Origin of the sequence: Arthrobacter sp. Alg241-R88 (genome assembly GCF_900537115.1) — a bacterium.
Classification (GTDB): domain Bacteria; phylum Actinomycetota; class Actinomycetes; order Actinomycetales; family Micrococcaceae; genus Arthrobacter.
In genome coordinates, this window is record NZ_UNRG01000006.1 from 108118 (window position 1) to 128685 (window position 20568).

10 protein-coding genes and 1 pseudogene are annotated in these 20568 nt (G+C 61.8%); 5 read left to right on the forward strand and 6 right to left on the reverse strand.

Translation table 11 applies throughout. From position 1 onward, the window contains the following. Positions 1-36 precede the first annotated feature (36 nt). From G6R19_RS14105 to G6R19_RS14115, 3 genes and pseudogenes are all read left to right on the forward strand, one after another. Complete coding sequence (locus tag G6R19_RS14105) at positions 37-1782, forward strand: ABC transporter ATP-binding protein (RefSeq protein WP_163165992.1); 1746 nt, start codon at positions 37-39, stop codon at positions 1780-1782. Next, positions 1779-3812 carry an ABC transporter ATP-binding protein gene (locus G6R19_RS14110; protein ID WP_163165994.1) on the forward strand — a complete coding sequence of 678 codons (2034 nt, stop codon included), beginning with the start codon at positions 1779-1781 and terminating at the stop codon, positions 3810-3812. The genes G6R19_RS14105 and G6R19_RS14110 overlap by 4 nt, the downstream gene beginning before the upstream one ends. A gap of 105 nt (positions 3813-3917) precedes the next feature. Then, positions 3918-4040 (forward strand): annotated as a pseudogene (locus G6R19_RS14115) (LLM class flavin-dependent oxidoreductase); the annotation flags it as partial. Between the two features lie 939 nt (positions 4041-4979). Here G6R19_RS14115 and G6R19_RS14120 read toward each other — a convergent pair. From G6R19_RS14120 to G6R19_RS14135, 4 genes are all read right to left on the reverse strand, one after another. Next, entirely contained in the window at positions 4980-6155 is a 1176-nt protein-coding gene (locus G6R19_RS14120; RefSeq protein ID WP_163165996.1) for a hypothetical protein, read from the reverse strand. A gap of 81 nt (positions 6156-6236) precedes the next feature. Then, positions 6237-7025, reverse strand: coding sequence for a hypothetical protein (locus G6R19_RS14125; RefSeq protein ID WP_163165998.1), 789 nt, complete (start codon positions 7023-7025; stop codon positions 6237-6239). Between the two features lie 20 nt (positions 7026-7045). Further along, the gene (locus G6R19_RS14130) at positions 7046-8341 is read right to left on the reverse strand and encodes a nucleotide-binding protein (RefSeq protein WP_163166000.1); all 1296 of its coding nucleotides are present in this window, start codon (positions 8339-8341) and stop codon (positions 7046-7048) included. Positions 8342-8565: 224 nt separating this feature from the next. Beyond that, positions 8566-9180, reverse strand: coding sequence for a hypothetical protein (locus tag G6R19_RS14135; RefSeq protein ID WP_163166002.1), 615 nt, complete (start codon positions 9178-9180; stop codon positions 8566-8568). Between the two features lie 490 nt (positions 9181-9670). Between G6R19_RS14135 and metH the strand changes: the two genes are divergently transcribed. Next, a complete protein-coding gene (gene metH / locus G6R19_RS14140; protein WP_163166004.1) occupies positions 9671-13315 on the forward strand; it encodes a methionine synthase in 3645 nt (1214 codons plus the stop codon). 1014 nt (positions 13316-14329) lie between these two features. Then, positions 14330-17113 (forward strand): phytase, encoded by a 2784-nt coding sequence (locus G6R19_RS14145; protein ID WP_163166007.1) that lies wholly within the window; start codon positions 14330-14332, stop codon positions 17111-17113. A gap of 752 nt (positions 17114-17865) precedes the next feature. On the opposite strand, the gene G6R19_RS14150 is transcribed toward G6R19_RS14145, so the two are convergent. Next, positions 17866-18906: a hemolysin family protein gene (locus tag G6R19_RS14150; RefSeq protein ID WP_163166009.1), complete on the reverse strand. Its 1041-nt coding sequence runs from the start codon at positions 18904-18906 to the stop codon at positions 17866-17868. Beyond that, positions 18899-20260 (reverse strand): hemolysin family protein, encoded by a 1362-nt coding sequence (locus G6R19_RS14155; protein ID WP_163166011.1) that lies wholly within the window; start codon positions 20258-20260, stop codon positions 18899-18901. The genes G6R19_RS14150 and G6R19_RS14155 overlap by 8 nt, the downstream gene beginning before the upstream one ends. Positions 20261-20568: the final 308 nt, after the last annotated feature.

Below are 20568 nucleotides of genomic sequence, written 5' to 3' on the forward strand. Positions count from 1 at the left end.
CACCACACCTTGTGGACACTGTGTCAGGAGCCCCCCATGCTCTGGAAGCTGCTTGTTGAATACGTCCGGCCGCACCGGAAGCTGCTGGCCGCCGCCGTGGTTTTCCAGTTGGCGCAGTCCATCGCGTCCCTGTACCTGCCCACCCTGAACGCGGACATCATCGACGAGGGCGTGGCCAAGGGCAACGTCGGGTACATCCTCAGCCTGGGCGGTGTGATGCTTGGGATCACCCTGCTGCAGATCGTCTGCGCCGTGATCGCGGTCTACTTCGCGGCAAAGGCGGCGATGGGCGTGGGCCGGGACCTCCGGGTCGCCATCTTCACAAGGGTGGGTGACTTCTCCGAGCAGGAGGTCACCAAGTTCGGCGCGCCCAGCCTCATCACCAGGTCCACCAACGACGTCCAGCAGGTCCAGCAGCTGGTGCTGATGTCCGCCACCATGCTGGTCACCGCACCCATGCTCAGCATCGGCGGCGTGATCATGGCCGTGCGGCAGGACGCGCAGCTGTCCTGGCTGATCGCCGTCGCCGTCCCGGTGCTGCTGATCGGCGTCGGCCTGATCACCGTCCGGATGGTGCCGCTGTTCCGCAAGATGCAGAAGCGGATCGACACCGTGAACCGGGTCCTCCGCGAGCAGCTCACCGGCATCCGCGTGGTGCGCGCCTTCGTCCGCGAGGACATCGAGACCGAGCGCTTCGCCCGTGCCAACGAGGACGTCACGGACACCGCCCTGCGCGCCGGCCGGCTCATGGCGCTCGCCTTCCCCGTGGTGATGCTGGTCCTGAACGTCTCGTCCGTGGCCGTGATCTGGTTCGGCTCGTTCCGCATCCAGGACGGCTCCATGCAGGTGGGCACGCTCATCGCGTTCCTGAGCTACCTGCTGCAGATCCTGATGTCCGTCATGATGGCCACGTTCATGGCCGTGATGATCCCGCGCGCCGCGGTGTCCGGGGACCGGATCGGGGAGGTGCTGCGGACCGAGTCGAGCGTCCGGCCGCCGCTTCATCCCGTGAGTACGACGGCGGGACAGGACGGACGTCCCGGCGAGCTGGAAATGCGCGACGTCGGATTCGCCTACCCGGGTGCCGATCAGCCGGTCCTCACCGGGATCAGCTTCACCGCCAAAGCAGGGCAGACGACGGCGATCATCGGCAGCACCGGCGCCGGCAAAACCACCCTGGTGAACCTCATGCCCCGGCTCTTCGACGCCACGGAAGGCTCGGTCCGGATGAACGGCGTGGACGTCCGCGAGCTGCACCCGGACCTGCTCTGGGGGCACATCGGCCTGGTCCCGCAGCGGCCCTACCTGTTCAGCGGCACCGTCCGCAGCAACCTGCTCTACGGCAAACCGGACGCCACCGAGGACGAGCTCTGGACCGCCTTGGAGATCGCCCAGGCCCGCGATTTCGTGGAGCGGATGGAGGAGGGGCTGGACGCGCCCATCAGCCAGGGCGGCACCAACGTCTCCGGCGGGCAGCGGCAGCGGCTGGCCATCGCCAGGGCCCTGGTGAAGCGGCCCGAGCTGTACATCTTCGACGACTCGTTCTCCTCGCTGGACACCGGCACCGATGCCCGGCTCCGGCAGGCCCTCAAGCGCAGCACCGCCGGCGCCACGCTGGTGATCATCGCCCAGCGCGTCTCCAGCATCGTGGACGCGGACCAGATTTTAGTGCTCGACGACGGCAGGATCGTCGGGCGCGGAACGCACCGGGAGCTGCTGGAGACGTCCGAGACGTACCGCGAGATCGTCTCCTCCCAGCTGGCAGCGGAGGAGACGGTATGAGCGCGCCGCACCGCCCGCCGTCGTCCGCTCCAGGAACCACCGCGGGAACCGCACCCGGGGCCAAAACGGCAAGCGCCGACGTCGTCCGCATTCCCCGTCCGGCAGGCGGGCCCGGAAGGGGCGGGCCGTTCGCGGGGATGAACGTCCCGGCGGAGAAGGCGATGAACTTCTGGCCGTCAGCCAAGCGGCTGATGGGGACGCTGCGGCCGGAACGGGCATGGCTGCTGCTGGTGTTCGCGACGGCGGTGGCCGGCGTGGCGCTGTCCGTGATCGGGCCGCGGCTGCTGGGGGAGGGCACCAACCTGATCTTCGCCGGCGTGGTGTCCCGGGAGCTGCAGGCCGGGGTGAGCAAGGAGCAGGTGATTGCGCAGCTGCGGGCGTCCGGGGAGGGGCAGCGCGCGGACATGCTCAGTGCCATGGACCTGGTACCGGGGCAGGGAATCGACTTCGCGGCGCTGGGCAGTGTGCTGACGTGGGCGCTGGTGCTGTATGTGCTGTCGTCGGCGTTTATGTGGGTGCAGGCGTATGTGCTGAACGGGGTGGTGCAGCGGACGGTGTTCGGGCTGCGGGAGCGGATCGAGGCGAAGATCAACCGGCTGCCGTTGCGGTATTTCGACTCGATTCAGCGCGGCGAGCTGCTCAGCCGGGTCACCAACGACGTGGACAACATTTCGCAGAGCCTGCAACAGACCATCAGCCAGGCGGTCACGTCAGTGCTGACCGTGGTGGGTGTGCTGGTGATGATGGTGATCCTCTCGCCCACGCTGGCGCTGATCGCGCTGGTGACCATTCCGCTGACGCTGGGGCTGACAGCGCTGATCGCCAAGCGCTCGCAGAAGCTGTTTGTGGCGCAGTGGAAGCACACGGGGGAGCTGAACGGGCAGATCGAGGAGACGTACACCGGGCATGCGCTGGTGAAGGTGTTCGGCCGGCAGCAGGAGGTGGGGGAGCGGTTCCGGCAGAAGAACGCGGAGCTGTACTCGGCCAGTTTTGGTGCCCAGTTCATTTCCGGGCTGATCATGCCGGCCATGACGTTCATCGGGAACCTGGTGTATGTGGGGATCGCCGTGGTGGGCGGGCTGCAGGTGGCGTCCGGGGCGATGCAGCTGGGCGATGTGCAGGCGTTCATCCAATATTCGCGGCAGTTCACCATGCCGCTGGCGCAGCTGGGGTCCATGGCGAACGTGCTGCAGTCCGGGGTGGCGTCCGCCGAGCGGGTGTTCTCTTTGCTGGATGAGGAGGAGGAGTCTGCTGAGCCTGCGCCTTCTGCCGGGCCGGTGTTTGGGCGGGGGCGGCTGGTGTTCGAGGATGTGTCGTTCTCGTATTCGCCGGAGCAGCCGCTGATTTCTTCGCTTTCCCTGGTGGCGGAGCCGGGGCAGACGGTGGCGATTGTGGGGCCCACCGGGGCGGGGAAGACCACGCTGGTGAACCTGATGATGCGGTTCTACGAGATTGATGCGGGGCGGATAACGCTCGACGGCGTGGACGTCACCTCGGTGCCGCGGCGCGAGCTGCGCTCGCGGATGGGGATGGTGCTGCAGGATACCTGGCTGTTCGCGGGGTCGATCCGGGACAACATTGCGTATGGGCGGCCTTCTGCCTCCGAGGCTGAAATTCTTGAGGCGGCGCGGGCGACGTATGTGGACCGGTTCGTGCGGTCATTGCCGGACGGGTACGACACGCTTTTGGAGGACGAGGGGTCCAACGTGTCCGCGGGGGAGAAGCAGCTGCTGACGATTGCGCGGGCGTTCCTGGCCCGGCCGTCGGTGCTGATCCTGGACGAGGCCACTTCGTCGGTGGATACCCGGACCGAGGTGCTGGTGCAAAAGGCGATGAGCGCGTTGCGGTCCGACCGGACTTCGTTCGTGATCGCGCACCGCCTGTCCACGATCCGCGACGCCGACCTCATCCTGGTGATGGAGGCCGGCCAAATCGTCGAGCAGGGGACGCACGCTTCACTGCTGGCCGCCGGCGGGGCTTACGCGCGGCTGTACGAGGCGCAGTTCGCGGCTCCTGTGGCGGAGGTTTGAGCAACTGAGCGTGCCGACAATATCTGAATCGAACTCTGAAGCTGTTTGGATGGGGTTGAACCTGAGGCAAGTGCGGATGCAGTTGTAATCACCAGCGTTTGGTCGGTGAGATTCGCACTGCCCTTCAGCTTCGACCATGAGGACTTCGTACAGATCCTGACGGACATCGCAGGGAAGCTGGGGCCGGCCTTGGGGTGGACTCCAAAAGATGGCAGCGCGGCATCCTAGTCGTCATGGTTGCCCAATTGGGCGGCTGCTCACGACCCGGGACGCGCCTCGCAGGCAACAGTTCCCCGATATCTGCCCCGGCAGGAGTTGGACCCTAACGAGTGCAATCGCGGGCATGTCCGATCCGTTGCAGTGGACCGCGCTGTTACTCCTGCGGTGGTCTGGTGCAATACGGGACGAGATCCGGCGGCTCACCGCGTGAGCGTGAGCTCACTACTGACGCGCAGCTTCGTGGGTGCCCGCGAGAGGCTGAACGGCACCTAGCTACACATCCCCGAATATGACAGCTGCTAGTTAACCTTGCAGACACCTCCAGCCTTGGTGCAAGTTCGCAACAATCTCTCTAGAGCTAGGAGGCAAAAGCGATGACGGATTGGTCCTTTCACCTCCGACCAGAGTGAACTGTCATTCTTATCGAGTGAAAAGAGCCGCTGAAGTCTATGGATTATTCCTCTAAATAGTTGGATTTGCGGCGCTTGGCGTATTTGGAATATCCGAATTACAGAAACAGGACCCTCGAGGGGTCGCCATACTCGCCCTGCTGGTGGGCGGCCTTGTCCTTACACTCATCCATATTTGGGCTCACAATCGCCGTGTCCGAAAGACACAACGGTTCTTGGTAGGAAGACCATTCCGTGCGCACACTTTCCACACATCAGCGTCGGAAGAGTATGCATATCCTCCAGCGGACGTGTGGGATGTGATCCGGGGGCCGAGGTAGCCATCCCCGTAGACGGCGCTCACTCACCAGCGGCGGACGCCGCTCAACGCGACACAAGCCCAAAAACCAATCCACGGCGGGACCCGGAACAACGACGGTCCCCATCCCCGTCGCAGCACCGTCAACAATTCAACTACGCTGAAACACCGATGTCTTTTGCAGAGGAAAACCAGAGCAGGCCAGCGAATACCGTGCTGGCCCGCTCATTTTTGGCGTCGTCATGATCTCCAGTCGGCTGGGGTATCAAAAGCATTTCCCCAAAGTGCTGGCGCCTCGGTTGGTGACTCCAGAGGTGGCGTCGGGCCGGAATAGAGCCACTCATCAAACCCTTCCCCAGTCAGTCCGACAGCAGCCCCGAGCACCCACCCCGAAACGGTCGTACGCCAAAACCAAATTACTTTTCCATCGGCGGATCTTCTCATTTCGATGCAGGGATCGGCCGGCAATCCTGCCTGCTGGAAGTCTTTCGCGCGGTAGAGATCCCCAATTATGGCTCGCTGCACGGCCCCATGTTGAGACAGTTGTGCTATTGCCGGGGTAAGTAGCTTTCTCAGCATGGCCCTTGTTTCGCGGAACTCTCGGTTGTCTATTCGCTGGCCTTTCTCGTTTACACCATCAATGCCGGTGTTCTTGGCCTCACGGTCCCGGCGAAGCCGCTGTGCTTCCTGTTGGGCCAACGGCTGTGCCCATTGGACTAAGGCGTGAATGACAGACCAGGTCTTGGCAGAGTTTTCCTTGGTGTCATAAGCAAGCTCGCGTCCATGTGCAATTGCGTGGCGGGACAAGCTTCCCGCCGCTTGGGTTTCTCCTGCACCCTCCCCGAAGATGGCCTGAAGGGTTGAGAGGCAAGCCTCGATACTGACCAACTGAGTTGGATTGATGAGATTGGCCTTTTGCGGACCCTTCGTAAAGAACTTCTTTCCCGACGACAGATCTATCACCAGCCCCTCAATTTGGGCATGAATGATCGGAATCGAAGCATCGTAGCGCCTGGCTTGGTGATGCTCGTGGGCCTTGCGGAGGAGGCGGGCCCGTTGCCTAAACAAATTGTGGTAGGCATGCTCACCCTCACCTGCCCCCATAACGGAGACACGGGAACACACCTGGCCCGTGAGTCTTCCGTCCTCCCATTGGCCGGCCAGCAAGGCATCTGCCTCAGCAGGGCGACCTAAACGGACCAGAGCGACAGCCGAAGCCACTACCGCCGAATCCATGTTGAACGGCGCCCACCCACGAGGAACCAGAACCTCCAAAGCATCTTCCATAGACCGGAGGAGTTCGACATACTCGTCTTTCCTTGCCGCCATGGACGCAAACTGACCGGCGACTTCTCGGTCCAGCGTTGAAAGCCAGCCGTAGAGGTCCGGCGCTGCATCAATAGCGGCGAACATCATTGACTGCTTGCCGGTGGGATCAACAGCCCGGCGAACCTGCTCTCTGATACTGCTAGTGCTGCCACCCTCAGCCGACTCCACCTAGCCGACCTTCTCATCGTCGGCCGCGGCACGCTTCAAGAGTGCAGGCTTGACTGTTACGAGGTCCTCCTGCGGGTCTCCATTCTCATCCACATAATGAATAGTGAAGTCGACGCCTTCGCTCATGCCGTTGTCTGTGGGCTGCCCTTCAAAGTACTTCCCTGAGAATCCGCCGCCGATTCGGCCCTCGAACGGGTCCGGGAAGCGCGGATCATACCCCCCAAAATCGAAGTATTCACTAGGAGCGGTCAACCGCACCTTGCTCACGGGGTATGCGTAGTTGTAAAGGGCGTAGTTAACCTGACCACGATGTTCCTGCGGTCGAATCTCCCAGTCCGGCTTCCGCACGGCGGCGCGTTCTGCGGCCACCTCAGCACTACGCTTTGCATAGCCCGCATCGAACTTCAGCCGTTTTGCGTCCCGTTGTTGCTCCGCTGCTAGTCGAGCCTTCGCCCAGCGGTGCTTCCTGACTGTAACGGGGGCGCGGAAGCGAAGGCCAGTAACAAAGTCCCATAGCGCAGCCCAGCGTGCTCTGCCCCTTTTCTGAACGATGGACTTGATCAGCAAGAGCAGAACAACGGCTCCGACAATCCAGGGGACAGTCCGCCAGAGGAGGCTCCCAATACGCGCGAATATTGCTGTAGGCGGTTCATTTTCTACCGGCTTGACAACGACGTATTCGAATAACACGCCAAAAATCGCTATACCTACGCCTATGAAAATCGGCAGTATGACGGTGTAAACCCAGGACTTCTTGTACCAGGGACGACCCTGTTTTTGGTTGTTCACTTGTGAATCCTCAGGCGACGTCACGCTTCCTCGCCGCTCGTAAGAGCCAGTAGCGAGCGGAAGTCGTGTTGCCCTGCGACGGGCACAGGGAAACTTCCCTCAAAAGATTGGTGATATCCGCGGGCGGTGATGCGCCATTCCGCTAAAACCTCTGAGGCATGGGCAATCAGTACAAAATCATCTCCATCGCTTACCCAAGGTGTCTGTGGTCGAAGGTTGTCCAACTCGACGACCACCTGGACCCCAGCGGGCTCGTTGCGCCAAGTCAGCGGGTAGGAACCCGTAACCACGGGGCCGGGAATGTATTGGTGGATAAATGAGTGACCATATGGGTTGGAGGCCGGTATGACCGGCGGAATGAGCGAATCAAGGTCAAGGTCATCCAGATCCTTCTTGTCCAGCCCTGTCGCATTTTTAAAAAGTATGTCAATCCGCACTGACTCTAAGAACTGTTGCTTGGTATTGCTGACCTTGATGACCGGAGCGGCAAGCGTGAAGCTGGCCAGTTCATTCAAGATATCCGGCCACGATTCAATGATTTCCTTCTGCCAGGCCTTTGCTTTCGTTTCGAATGCGTCGGACGTCAGGCGCGAAACTCCTAGCAACGCCCTGGCTGAGGACAAGTTAAGCGAGAACGGCCCGGCTTCCGCGGAATCTTCCTCGACCTCCTCTCGTCGTGCCCTCTCAATCTCGTTTTCGATGAGTTGATCTCTGGCATCCTTGGAGTGCAGGACAATGTGTGCTGCACCATTGAGCGAGACGTCGAACTGTGGTTGGTTAGCCAGTTTTCGTGAAACTGCTCCGGCCGGCTCATGTGAATCACGAACGACCGCTGGTTCTGTATCCGCTGTAGACCGAAGGCCCAACTTCTTGACTTGATCACGGATGGTTATTGCAGGCGCGTTGAGCGCGGCAGTGACGTCGCCATCACGTCGGGGACGATACCTAGCCTGGGTGACTCCTGCCAAGTCCGAGGGAAGTTTTAGATCAAGTCCGTGTGGCTGCACCATATAAGTGCGATCTCTACCAAGGGCCCCGATAAAAAGGCCGAGTTCAAAAATAACGTTGTCGCGGGGTGCCTGGGCAATGGTATCTCTACTGGACACGGTGTCATCAGGACTTAGCACCAGGACAGCGAAGTCAGACGTCTGTGCCTGTCGGATCAGGCCGTCCAGCACATGCTCCCCGAGATCAAACACGCCGTAAGTCCAGATATTGGTTTCGGCCGAGCCGTCAGCCTCCAGGTGCACTGCTAGACGCTGGGCAACATCCCTCCCCTCTGAGGACGATCCAATAAATATTCTGGGCACGCGCATTCTTATCTCCTGCAGTGGAAAGGTCTGTGATCACTCTAATTGCTGCGGCAGCCCCACAGCCGCTAGTGAGCGCCCCGGTACGCAATGACGGTAAGACGCCCACTAGCTGGGGAGCATCAGGAACCGGTAAGGCACCACAAGAACGACTGATTTTGAATGTACTTGTATCTGGCGACGGTGCCACGGTGCCGGTTCCTAGCGGACGACTGCGTTTGCCTGGCTTCCTATTTGAACAGTAGTTCCGCTAGCACGCGGCCGGGCCATGGGATAGTCATTAGTGCTAGCTCGCGAAGGACCTTACGACTGCCGCTCTCGCCTTCGTCGATGTCAGTGTTGATGAGAAGGCCTCGTAAACTTGGTACAGCAGTCCCCTCTACGAGGAACTCTGCCATCCATTCAGCTTTTCGAGGCAAGTGCCCAGGATTGAAGCCAATTTGAGCCTTTTCGGTTCCGATGGCCTGCATTGCCATTCCCGGGGAGTAGCCGACTGTACTGGTTGTGCGGATCAAGCCCATAAATGTTGCGTCGAGTCCAACCCAGAGCGGCTGATTCTGATCGAAGTGATCTCGGGTGATGTCGTGAGGACCTACATTCTTTAGCCGCAAGGTCACAAGCTGCGGGTCATTCACGGGCATTCCTTTGTATGTGAAGCCGAGGCCTTCCCGTGGCCCTCCAGTAGGCATGAGATTTGTGACGTGGTAAGCCAGCAGTAGTCTTCCCCTGCGGTTTCCCCAACGCCGTGCTGCCCAGATGCTGAAGAAGATCGCAGCAATAGCTATGACGCCGCCAATCACGATGCTCCAGAAGGCCAGCCATTCACTGCTCGTCCACTTGTCCATTCGACTATCTTGACCCAGCTCCGGTACAGAAGACTGGACTTTGCTGGGAGCCGTCGCCAACTGGTTTCAATCGACTGTCTCCGAGCCGCGCGACTGGGCGCTAGGGGAGTCACTGACGCGGGAGCCGGACTTCAGTTGCTCGGCCCTGATTTCCCGGTAGTCAAAAACGACCGTTTGCCAGTGTCGACGACCAAGCACGGAGTCCTCTCAAAAAGCCGGCTTTAGTTGGTGCATCGCCGTGTCAGAGTTCGACACCGGAAACTACTGGAGCGACCGTGGTCAAAACTTGGCGAGGGAGGTTTTTTGGATTGAGGAAGCCGGAGCCCGTTATCAACTTTGTGCAGTGGGTGGTCGTTGAATGTGGTCGCTCTTACCGTCACATGTAGAGACTTGGCTTGGCGCTCGCTGTATGGCGCCCGGCATCGCACCCCCGCCGTAGCACACAGAAACACTAAGCAATGTAATTGGCCTCCCCGCGTAACCTTGTTTGATGCCCCGTTTTGCGCTCGACATCGAATTCGTCCCCCGCCCTGCCCGTGCGCAGGAGCTCCTGGACGCAGTGAACCACCGCGTCGTCATTGCCGACGGCGCCATGGGCACCATGCTGCAGGGCCGGGACCTGTCGCTCGAGGAAGACTTCCTGGGGCTCGAAGGCTGCAACGAGATCCTCAACGACACCCGCCCGGACGTCCTCGCGGACATCCACGATGCCTACTTCGCCACCGGCATTGACGCCGTCGAAACCAACACCTTCGGCGCCAACTGGTCCAACCTTTCCGACTACGGCATCGACGACCGCATCGCCGAACTCGCCCGCAAGGGCGCCCAGATCGCCCGCGAACGCGCAGAAGCCGCAGAAAAAACAGACGGCCGGATGCGCTGGGTCCTGGGCTCGATGGGGCCGGGCACCAAGCTCCCCAGCCTCGGGCACACCACCTACGACTACCTCAAGCAGACCTTCGCCCTGCAGGCCGAGGGCCTCATCGACGGGGGAGCGGACGCCTTCCTCATCGAAACCAGCCAGGACCTCCTGCAGACCAAGGCCGCGGTCAACGGCTGCAAGCAGGCCATCGTGTCCCGCGGCATCCGGCTTCCCATCTTCGTGGAGGTGACGGTCGAGACCACCGGAACGATGCTGATGGGCTCCGAGATTGGCGCCGCGCTCACCGCACTCGAGCCGCTCGGCGTCGACGCCATCGGCCTGAACTGCGCCACCGGCCCGGACGAGATGAGCGAGCACCTCCGCCACCTCTCCAAGCAGTCCTCCGTCGCCATCGCCTGCATGCCCAACGCCGGCCTGCCGGTCCTCGGCCCCAACGGCGCGCACTACCCGCTCTCACCCACCGAACTCGCCACCGCGCACGAGCAGTTCGTGCGCGAGTTCGGCTTGGGCCTGGTGGGCGGCTGCTGCGGTACGACGCCGGAGCACATGGCCGCCGTCGTCGAACGCCTTGCGCCCTTCCGCACCAAAGCCGTGGCCGCCAAGAGCGAAAACGGCGCCGCCCGCACCCCCACCGAGCGGGAAGCAGGCATCGCCTCCCTCTACCACCATGTGCCGTTCGACCAGGATTCCGCCTACCTCGCCATCGGTGAGCGCACCAACGCCAACGGTTCCAAGGCGTTCCGCCAGGCGATGCTCGAAGAGCGCTGGGACGACTGCGTGGACATCGCCCGCGAGCAGGTCCGCGTCGGCGCGCACCTGCTCGATGTCTGCATCGACTACGTGGGGCGCGACGGCGTCGCTGACATTAAGGAGGTCGTCTCGCGTTTCGCGTCGGCCTCCACCCTCCCGCTCGTCATCGACTCCACGGAACCGCCCGTGCTGCAGGCCGGGCTCGAACTCATCGGCGGCCGCCCGGTGGTCAACTCCGTCAACTACGAGGACGGCGACGGCCCCAACAGCCGCTTCGCACGCATCATGCCGCTGGTAAAGGAACACGGCACCGCCGTGATCGCCCTGACCATCGACGAACAGGGCCAGGCCCGCACCACCGAAGGCAAGGTGGCCATCGCCTCCCGCCTGGTCGACGCCCTGGTGGGCGAATGGGGGATGCGCGTCGAGGACATCATCGTTGACGCCCTGACCTTCCCCATCGCCACCGGCCAGGAAGAAACCCGCCGGGACGGCATCGAAACCATCGAGGCCATCCGCCAGATCACCGCGAAGTACCCCGGCATCAACACCACCCTCGGTGTCTCCAACGTCTCCTTCGGCCTGAACCCCGCGGCGCGCGTGGTCCTGAACTCGGTGTTCCTGCACGAGGCCGCCCAGGCGGGCCTGACCAGCGGCATCATTGACGCCGCCAAGATCGTGCCGCTCGCCTCCCTGCCGGAAGAGCAGCGCAAGGTGGCACTGGACCTCGTCTGGGACCGCCGCGAATACGACGCCGACGGCAACACCACATACGACCCCCTGGCCGTCATGCTGGACATGTTCGCCGGCGTCGACACCGCAGCACTAAAGGACCAGCGCGCCGCCGAACTCGCGGCGCTGCCCACCGGCCAGCGTCTGGAACGCCGCATCATCGACGGCGAGGGCAAGGGCCTCGAAGAGGATCTCGACCTGGCCCGCAGCGAGGGCCTGACCCCTCTCGGCATCATCAACGACCACCTGCTCGAAGGCATGAAGGTGGTGGGCGAGCGCTTCGGCGCCGGCGAAATGCAGTTGCCGTTTGTGCTGCAGTCCGCCGAGGTGATGAAGAACGCCGTCGCGCTGCTCGAGCCGCACATGGAGAAGTCGGATTCCTCGGGCAAGGGCACCATGGTGATCGCCACCGTGCGCGGCGACGTGCACGATATCGGCAAGAACCTGGTGGACATTATCCTCACCAACAACGGCTACAAAGTCATCAACATCGGCATCAAGCAGGGCATCGCCGAGATCATGGCCGCGGCCGAGGAGCACAACGCCGACGTGATCGGCATGTCCGGGCTGCTGGTGAAGTCCACCGTGGTGATGAAGGAGAACCTCGCCGAGCTGCAGTCCCGCGGCCTGGCGAAGAAGTGGCCCATCATCCTCGGCGGCGCAGCCCTCACCCGCGCGTACGTGGAGCAGGACCTGGCCGAGCAGTTTGACGGCGTGGTCAGGTACGCCAAGGACGCCTTCGAGGGTCTCGCCCTGATGGAACCGCTGGTGCGCGTCGCCCGCGGCGAGTCACCGGACGACGTCGGCCTGCCGCCTTTGAAGAAGCGCATCCACAAGGGCGGCGCGAAGTTTACGGTGACCGAGCCCGAGGCAATGCCCGGCCGGTCCGATGTCGCCGCCGACAACGCGGTGCCCGCGCCGCCGTTCTGGGGCACCCGCATTGTGCGCGGCGTGGCACTCCACGATTACGCCGCCTTGCTCGACGAGCGCGCAACGTTCATGGGCCAGTGGGGCCTCAAGCCCGGCCGCGGCGATGACGGCGCCTCCTACGAGGAACTGGTGGAACGCGAAGGCCGGCCGCGCCTGCGCTACTGGCTGGACCGCATCCTCGCCGAGGGAATGCTCGACGCGTCCGTCGCCTACGGCTACTTCCCGGTGGTTTCCGAGGGGGAACAGGTGGTGGTGCTGCACCACGGGGAGGATCACGACGGCGTCCTGGGCACCGCGGGTCTGCTCGCCCCCGATGGTGGTTCAGGTGGCCCGATCGGCACCGACCGGCTGCGGTTCGACTTCCCGCGCCAGCGCCGCGACCGGCACCTGTGCCTGGCCGACTTCGTGAAGGGGCGTGAATCGGGACAGATCGACGTGCTGCCGGTGCAGCTGGTCACCGCCGGCTCGAAGATCGAGGAGTTCACCTCCAAGATGTTCGCCGCCAACCAGTACCGCGACTACTACGAGCTCAACGGCCTGGTCATGCAGCTCACCGAGGCGCTGGCGGAGTTCTGGCATGCGCGGATCCGCAAGGAGCTGGGGTTCGCGGCCGAGGAGCCGAAGGACACGGCAGGGTATTTCAAACTCGATTACCGCGGTGCACGGTTCTCGCTCGGCTACCCGGCGTGCCCGGACATGGAGGACCGCCGCAAGGTGACGGAGCTGCTGAAGCCCGAGCGGATGGGTGTTGTTTTGAGCGATGAACTGATGCTGCACCCCGAACAGTCCACCGACGCCTTTGTGTTCCACCACCCGGAGGCGAAGTACTTCAAGGTCTGAGGTGGGTGTGGTCTTTGGTCTGCGCGTGTGGAGGCCAAAACGCCTGGTCGGACCGATGCTGCCACGGTCAGCTTCGAAATTAGGGCTGCCAACGGAAGGCTGCAGTAAACGCGTTTGGACTCTATTCCGACGGTATTTTGAGGGGCAGTCCGGCGTCAGGTTGGGGTGTGCCCTAGCTGGACGAACTTCGGGCCGTCCTTTAGAGCGGGTCTTTGAGCCGCTGAGTCGGCGTCGCGAAGCCTGGGGCTCGGACCATAACGAAGTCGTCTTCGAACTCGACGTAGTCAAGGATCCCGCCGCGGACCAGGTGCGCGACGCGTTTGCCATGACGTGTTCGGGGCGGTGACGTGATCGACGCCGAGCTGGCCGAGGATTTCGGCGTGGGGTTCGGAGGTGGCTTGGCCTAGATCCGGGGGCCTAGGAATTTCAGGAGCCGGGAGGTGGTGAGGATAGCCCATGCAGGATGAACCTGGCGGCTATACAAGTCTTAGCTGGGCTAGAAGCACCTGAGATTCTGTTTGAGGCTTTGAAAGCCTACGGAATCGATCCGACCTGTAGCCATCTGGTCATGGAAGGACCGGCAGCGGCGGACTACATCATCAAAAGCGGGCGCCCAACATCATTTGATCATCAAGCCTGGGGGAACCAGCGACGGCTATCTGTGCTGCCGGTCTTGCTCACAGACCATCACGTTAGGGGATTTTAGGGGCACCACAATGAGGGGGTACCGGGGGTTGTTTCTGATGCTTCCTGCACCAACACTGATCGAACTGGGCATTGTCTGTGGCATTCAACTCCGGGGAGCGACATGGACTATCCATTTCTTCACAAGGGCGGACGTGATGGAGGTCCCAGGGCTTCCTGGCTTTTGGTAAGGCGGGGAGTTGAGCTCCCTACAGATCAATCGGAGCGATGGTGCTTGCCGCCGTTCTGACCCTTACAGGATGCAGTGGCAGTGGCGGTCAAGATGCCAAGGCCACTGACACGCCCAAGCCCACAACGGATAGGAAATCCATGGCTCAGAATGTTAGTGCTCGACACGCGCAAGCGGCTGCGGGATTCTTGCGCCCCGCTCCTGCGCTGCTCCGGCTCCTGCTTGTCGCGGTTTTAGCTGCGGCCCTCGCAAGCCTCACCGTGCTCACCGCCCCGCAAGCGCATGCGGCGGACGTCCTTGTGGCTCCGTCGGCGGAGACGACACCCGTTCCGAGCTCCAGTGACGCGGCAGACGACACCGCGATCTGGATACACCCCACGGATCCGTCGCAGAGTGTGGTGATCGGCACGGACAAATTAAGTACCGGAGGCGTGGGGGTCTACGACCTGTCGGGGCGCCAGTTACATTTTTACCTGCACGGCAGTATGAATAACGTCGATCTCCGATACAACTTTCCGTTAGGCAGTGAACGCATCGCCCTCGTTGGTGTAACCGAGAGGAACGTAGATTCGACCGGCGTTCGGTTCTACAAGGTAAACGTGGCAGATCGCTCACTGACAGAGGTGGGGCGCATCAGTACCCCGGGCAGGCCTCGCGGCTTCGGCATGTATCACTCCCCAGTCTCCGGGAAGTATTACGCCTTTGTGCATGACTTCAACACGAACGTGATAAGCCAGTTCGAGCTGGACGGCTCCAACGGATCGGTTCGAGGGACTTCCGTGCGTTCCTTCGACAACGGCGACAGCTCCGAAGGCATTTCGGTAGATGACGAGCTTCAACGTCTCTATGTATCCGAGGAGGAAGTCGGCGTGTGGCGGTACGGAGCTGAGCCGGGGGACGGTTCAACCCGGACACTCGTGGATCGCACCGTGGCAACCGGCGGACGAATAGTGGACAACATCAAGAACACCGCCATCTACTATGGCCGGCAGGGGACCGGCTATTTGATTGTGTCGAGCCAAGGCGGATCCAACTTCGTCGTCTACAACCGCAATGACAACGCCTTCGTCGGCTCCTTCAAGATCATCGATGGCGGTGGCGTTGACGGTGTGAATGGTCAAGACGGCATTGATGTCACCAATTTCCCGCTCGGCCCTTCCTATCCCGCTGGACTATTTACAAGCCAGGACCACAACAACACCAATGCGGGCAACGGCAACAGCGGTAACCAAAACCACAAACTCGTCTCCTGGCAGCGAATTGCCGATGCTTTCAGCCCAAAGCTGCTTGTGGACACCACTTTTGACCCGCGCCAGATAGGAGCAGAGGGCGGAGGAGGAGACCCCGGACCGGACACCACACCGCCCGATACGTCGATTACGGGTGGTCCATCAGGGACCAGTGGCAGCACTTCGGCTGAGTTCACGTTCACTGCGACGGAGCCTGGGATCTTCGAGTGTGCCCTGGATGGAGGAGCCTTCGCGGGATGTACGTCGCCCAAGAGCTACGCTAATCTCGCAGTTGGCTCGCACGTCTTCGCAGTACGGGCGACCGACGCGGCGGGCAACGCGGATCTAACTCCTGCGGAGCGAACTTGGACAATCGATACCTCGACGCCGCAAACGGTGACGTTGACGGCCACAGCGGACACGTACGTGTCTAGCGGGTCGGCGACGACGAACTTCGGGACGGCGCCGAAGCTCGCAGTGGACAACAGCCCCGTGGAGAATGCCTACCTGAAGTTTGATACGTCGGCACTCGCAGGCAAGACGATCGTCAGCGCGAAGCTTCAACTGCGGGCGACGACCAGCGGCTCAGTGGGTACCCAGAACGTCAGGTTGGTTACGGACGACACATGGACTGAGAGCGGCCTTACCTACAGCCCAAGGCCCGCGTTGGGCAGCAGCGTGCTGGGCAGCCTTGGACCGGTTACGTCGAACACCAATTATGAAGTGACGCTGAATGCGTCAGCTCTGCAGGGTGAGCTCGGCGGCCTTCTCTCGCTTGGCATCAACGGCACCAGCAGCGACGGGGCCGACTTCGGCTCAAGAGAGACTACAACCCCACCCAAGCTGGTGCTCCAATTGGGATCGGGCACGGGGACGCCACCCGGGGATACCACAGCACCCACGGTGACCTCAGTGACTCCGGCAGAGAATGCACCAAACGCAGCGATCACCGGAAATGTCACGGCTACATTTTCGGAGGCCATGAACTCGACGACGGTCAACAACACGACGTTCACGCTCGCCGAGGGAACGTCAACCACTCCTGTGGATGCGGTGGTCACACTCAGCAACAACACCGCTGCATTGGATCCCACAGCCAATCTCAAGCCTGGTACGCAGTACACCGCGAGGGTTAGCGGAGCGAAGGATTCCGCCGGTAACACAGTCGTGTCTAAGACGTGGACTTTTACTACAGCCGCGGCTACTACGCCCTCGGAGACGGTGACGTTGACGGCCACAGCGGACACGTACGTGTCTAGCGGGTCGGCGACGACGAACTTCGGGACGGCGCCGAAGCTCGCAGTGGACAACAGCCCCGTGGAGAATGCCTACCTGAAGTTTGATACGTCGGCACTCGCAGGCAAGACGATCGTCAGCGCGAAGCTTCAACTGCGGGCGACGACCAGCGGCTCAGTGGGTACCCAGAACGTCAGGTTGGTTACGGACGACACATGGACTGAGAGCGGCCTTACCTACAGCCCAAGGCCCGCGTTGGGCAGCAGCGTGCTGGGCAGCCTTGGACCGGTTACGTCGAACACCAATTATGAAGTGACGCTGAATGCGTCAGCTCTGCAGGGTGAGCTCGGCGGCCTTCTCTCGCTTGGCATCAACGGCACCAGCAGCGACGGGGCCGACTTCGGCTCAAGAGAGACTACAACCCCACCCAAGCTAGTGCTCCAACTGCAACAACCGTAGGTAACGCAGCTTGACCAGCTTCAGGCCTTGCCTGCGTAGCAAGAGGTGGCGTCTCCATTGACGCCCCTGGAAAGATCAAAAGGCGGGGTCCAGTGGATCCCGCCTTTTGCTTGCTTATTAGACAACCCCGTTGTGTCCTCATCCTTCGGGGGCTTCGGGCTTGGGGCCCTGGGCGTTGCCCCGTTCACGAAAAAGCCTTGATCAACTCAGGGCGCAGCTCCACACCGTTTCTATCGACTGCTGGTCAGCACGGGCGAGGTAGAACCAGAACCTGACGAAGCGTAGGCCGGAGCCCCTTCCGGAGCTCCTCCCTCTCATACTTATGAGCCGATAATGAATATTCCGTCAAACCTGCGTCACCGGGCAAGGACACGTTGCGCTCAGTGACCCTGCTCCGTCCATAGTTGGGGTCAATTCGGGTTATCCACGGTTGGAATCGGGAGCCGTTGGCTTAGCTCCCGTAGCAGCAGTAGCGGTGGATGACTTATAGGAATTGTCCCCGGCTGTGGGCGGCGGCGCCGATCCTCTTAGTAACCCACATCTAAGTTTCTTATTTCTAGGGCCCACGCCGACGCCCCTTAAGTCAGTTTTGGCTGTGAATACTCGGACATGTCCACCGGCGAAACTGCCCAGGCCAAGGCTGAGCTGAAGCAGGCCAGCGAAAACCCCAAGATTGTCTTCAAAGAACCGCATGACAGGAAGGGCGCCGCTCCCTATTGGAGCGGCGCCCTTCCTGGTTGATGCAGTTTTGGTTAGGCGCTGGTGGCGTCCTGGACTTCGCCGACGAGTTCTTCGATGATGTCTTCCAGGAAGAGCACGCCGGTGGTGTTGCCGTTGGCATCGAAAACCCTGGCAACGTGGGCACCGGTGCGGCGCATCGTGGCCAGCGCGTCCTCGAGCTCGGCGCCGCTGAAGGCGGAGGCGAGGCGGCGGATCCGTTTCACCGGCACGGGCCGGGCGAATTTCTCCGTGGTGGTCAGGTCCATTACGTCCTTGAGGTGCAGGTAACCGGACGGGACGCCGTCATTATCGGTGAGGATGTAGCGGGAGTACCCGTGCTTGGCCACCGCCTTCTGGATGTCAGCCGGAGTCGCGGATTCGGGCAGGAGCACCATCTCGGCGATCGGTACCTCGACATCTGCCACTGTTTTGGCGGTGAACTCGAAGGCGGCGGTCAGGGTTCCGCTGGTGTCGGTAAGCATTCCGTCGCGCGTCGACTGCTGGACGATGTTCGCGACCTCGTCCAGGGTGTAGGCGCTGGTGGCCTCATCCTTCGGTTCCACCTTGAACAGCCGCAGGATGGAGTTCGCGATCCCGTTGAGCGTCCAGATGACGGGTTTGAAAACCCGAGCAACCATCACCAGCGGCGGTGCCAGGATCAGCGCCGCACGGGTGGGAACGGAGAAGGAGATGTTCTTGGGGACCATCTCCCCAAGGACCACGTGCAGGAACGTCACCATCAGCAGCGCGATCACGAAGGCAATGATGCTGATCGCTTCGTAGGACAGGGATGTCAGTCCCAGCGGGATCTCGAGCAGGTGGTGGATGGCCGGTTCGGAGACGTTAAGGATCACCAGCGAACACACAGTGATGCCCAACTGGCTGGTGGCCAGCATCAACGTGGCATGCTCCATGGCCCACAGCGTAGTCTTCGCGGCTTTGCTGCCTGCCTCTGCCTTGGGTTCAATCTGGGAACGGCGGGCCGATATCACGGCGAATTCGGCGCCCACGAAGAAGGCATTGACCACGAGGAGAACAACCAGCCAGATGATGCCGGGAAGGTATTCACTCATGGGTCAGCTCCTGTGTGAGGTCATCGATGATGCGGTCGTGGGCACTTCGTGGTGCTTCCTGTGAGGTGTCCGGGGTGAAGCGGATCCGCTCCACATGGGTTCCCAGGACCCGCTCCACACGGAGGGTGCCGCCGTCGATCTTCACTTCATCGCCCAGTTCCGGGATGCGGTCCAGCTGGTCGGTAACGAAACCGGCCAAGGTGTCATACTCCTCGCCGTCCGGCACCGCTATGCCGGTCCGGTCCAGCAGTTCATCGGGCCGCAGGGAGGCATCAAAAGTGATGGAGCGCCCGGTCCTGACGACGCCGGTCCGGGCCCGGTCGTGTTCGTCCTCAAGCTCGCCGACAATCTCTTCCACGAGGTCCTCAAGGGTGACGATGCCGGCAGTTCCGCCGTGTTCGTCCGAGACGATGGCCACCTGCAGGCCCTGTTTGCGCAGCAGGACCAAGAGGGTGTCCACCCCCATGGACTCGGGCACCCTCAGCGGTTCGATCATCAACTCCGAAGCACGGACGTGGGCCCGTTCTTCCAGGGCGACGGCGAAGGCCTGCTTGACGTGCAGCACGCCCAGCACGTCGTCACGGTCTTCCCCGATGACGGGAAAGCGGGAGTAACCCGTGGCGGTGGCAAGGGCGACAATCTCTTCGGCGGTATCATCGGCGTTTACTGCCGTCATCCGCACACGGGGTGTCATGACGTCCGCCGCGGAGTGCTCCGAAAACCGCAACGTCCGGTGCAAGAGGACGGCGTGGTCGGCATCGAGGACGCCTTCCATCGCTGAGCGCCGGACCAATGAGCTGAGCTCCTCGGCGCTGCGGGCACCGGAAAGCTCCTCCTTGGGCTCAATCCCAAAAGAGCGGATGATCCGGTTGGCAGTGTTGTTGAACAGCAGGATCACAGGCTTGAAGACGGTAGTGAACAGGGTCTGGAACGGAACCACGACTTTGGCCGTGGCCAGCGGCAGGGCAAGGGCGAAGTTTTTGGGCACCAGCTCGCCGATCACCATCGAAAAAATGGTGGCGATGAAGATGCCCACCACTGCGCCGAGGCCGGGGACAACACCTTCAGGGATTCCCACCGAGAGCAACGGGCCGCGCAGGATGGAGCTGATCGCGGGCTCGAAGGTGTAACCGGTGAGCAGGGTAGTGAGGGTAATACCCAACTGGGCACCAGAGAGGTGCGTCGAGGTGATCTTCAGCGCCTTGATGGTGGAGCTGAGGCGCTTTTCCCCGCGGGCCTGGCGGGCTTCAAGATCGTTGCGGTCCAGATTGACAAGCGCGAACTCGGAAGCAACAAAGAAACCGGTACCGACCGTGAGAACGAGGCCGATGCCGAGCATGATCCATTCATACATTCGGGCGCCCCTCTCCCGTGATGGCCGGCGAACCGGTCAGAAGGTGGAGGGGCCAGGGCATATGTGAAGGAGGGTCATCCATAATGCACCCCATTCTATCGGCCGGGTTTGAACCCCTCCCCGCCTCTACGCCCACAGCGGAAGGGCAACAGCCTTCTCAGCCCACCATTCCAGGCCTCGTTTGTGGCGAGATTCTGGATGGCGCTGACTGCTAAAGCGGCATTATGTCGGTTTGGACGACGGTGGAGGTCGGCTATGATTTTCTTATCAAGGGGAGTACTCCCGTCTGTGATCGGCCCGTCAATACG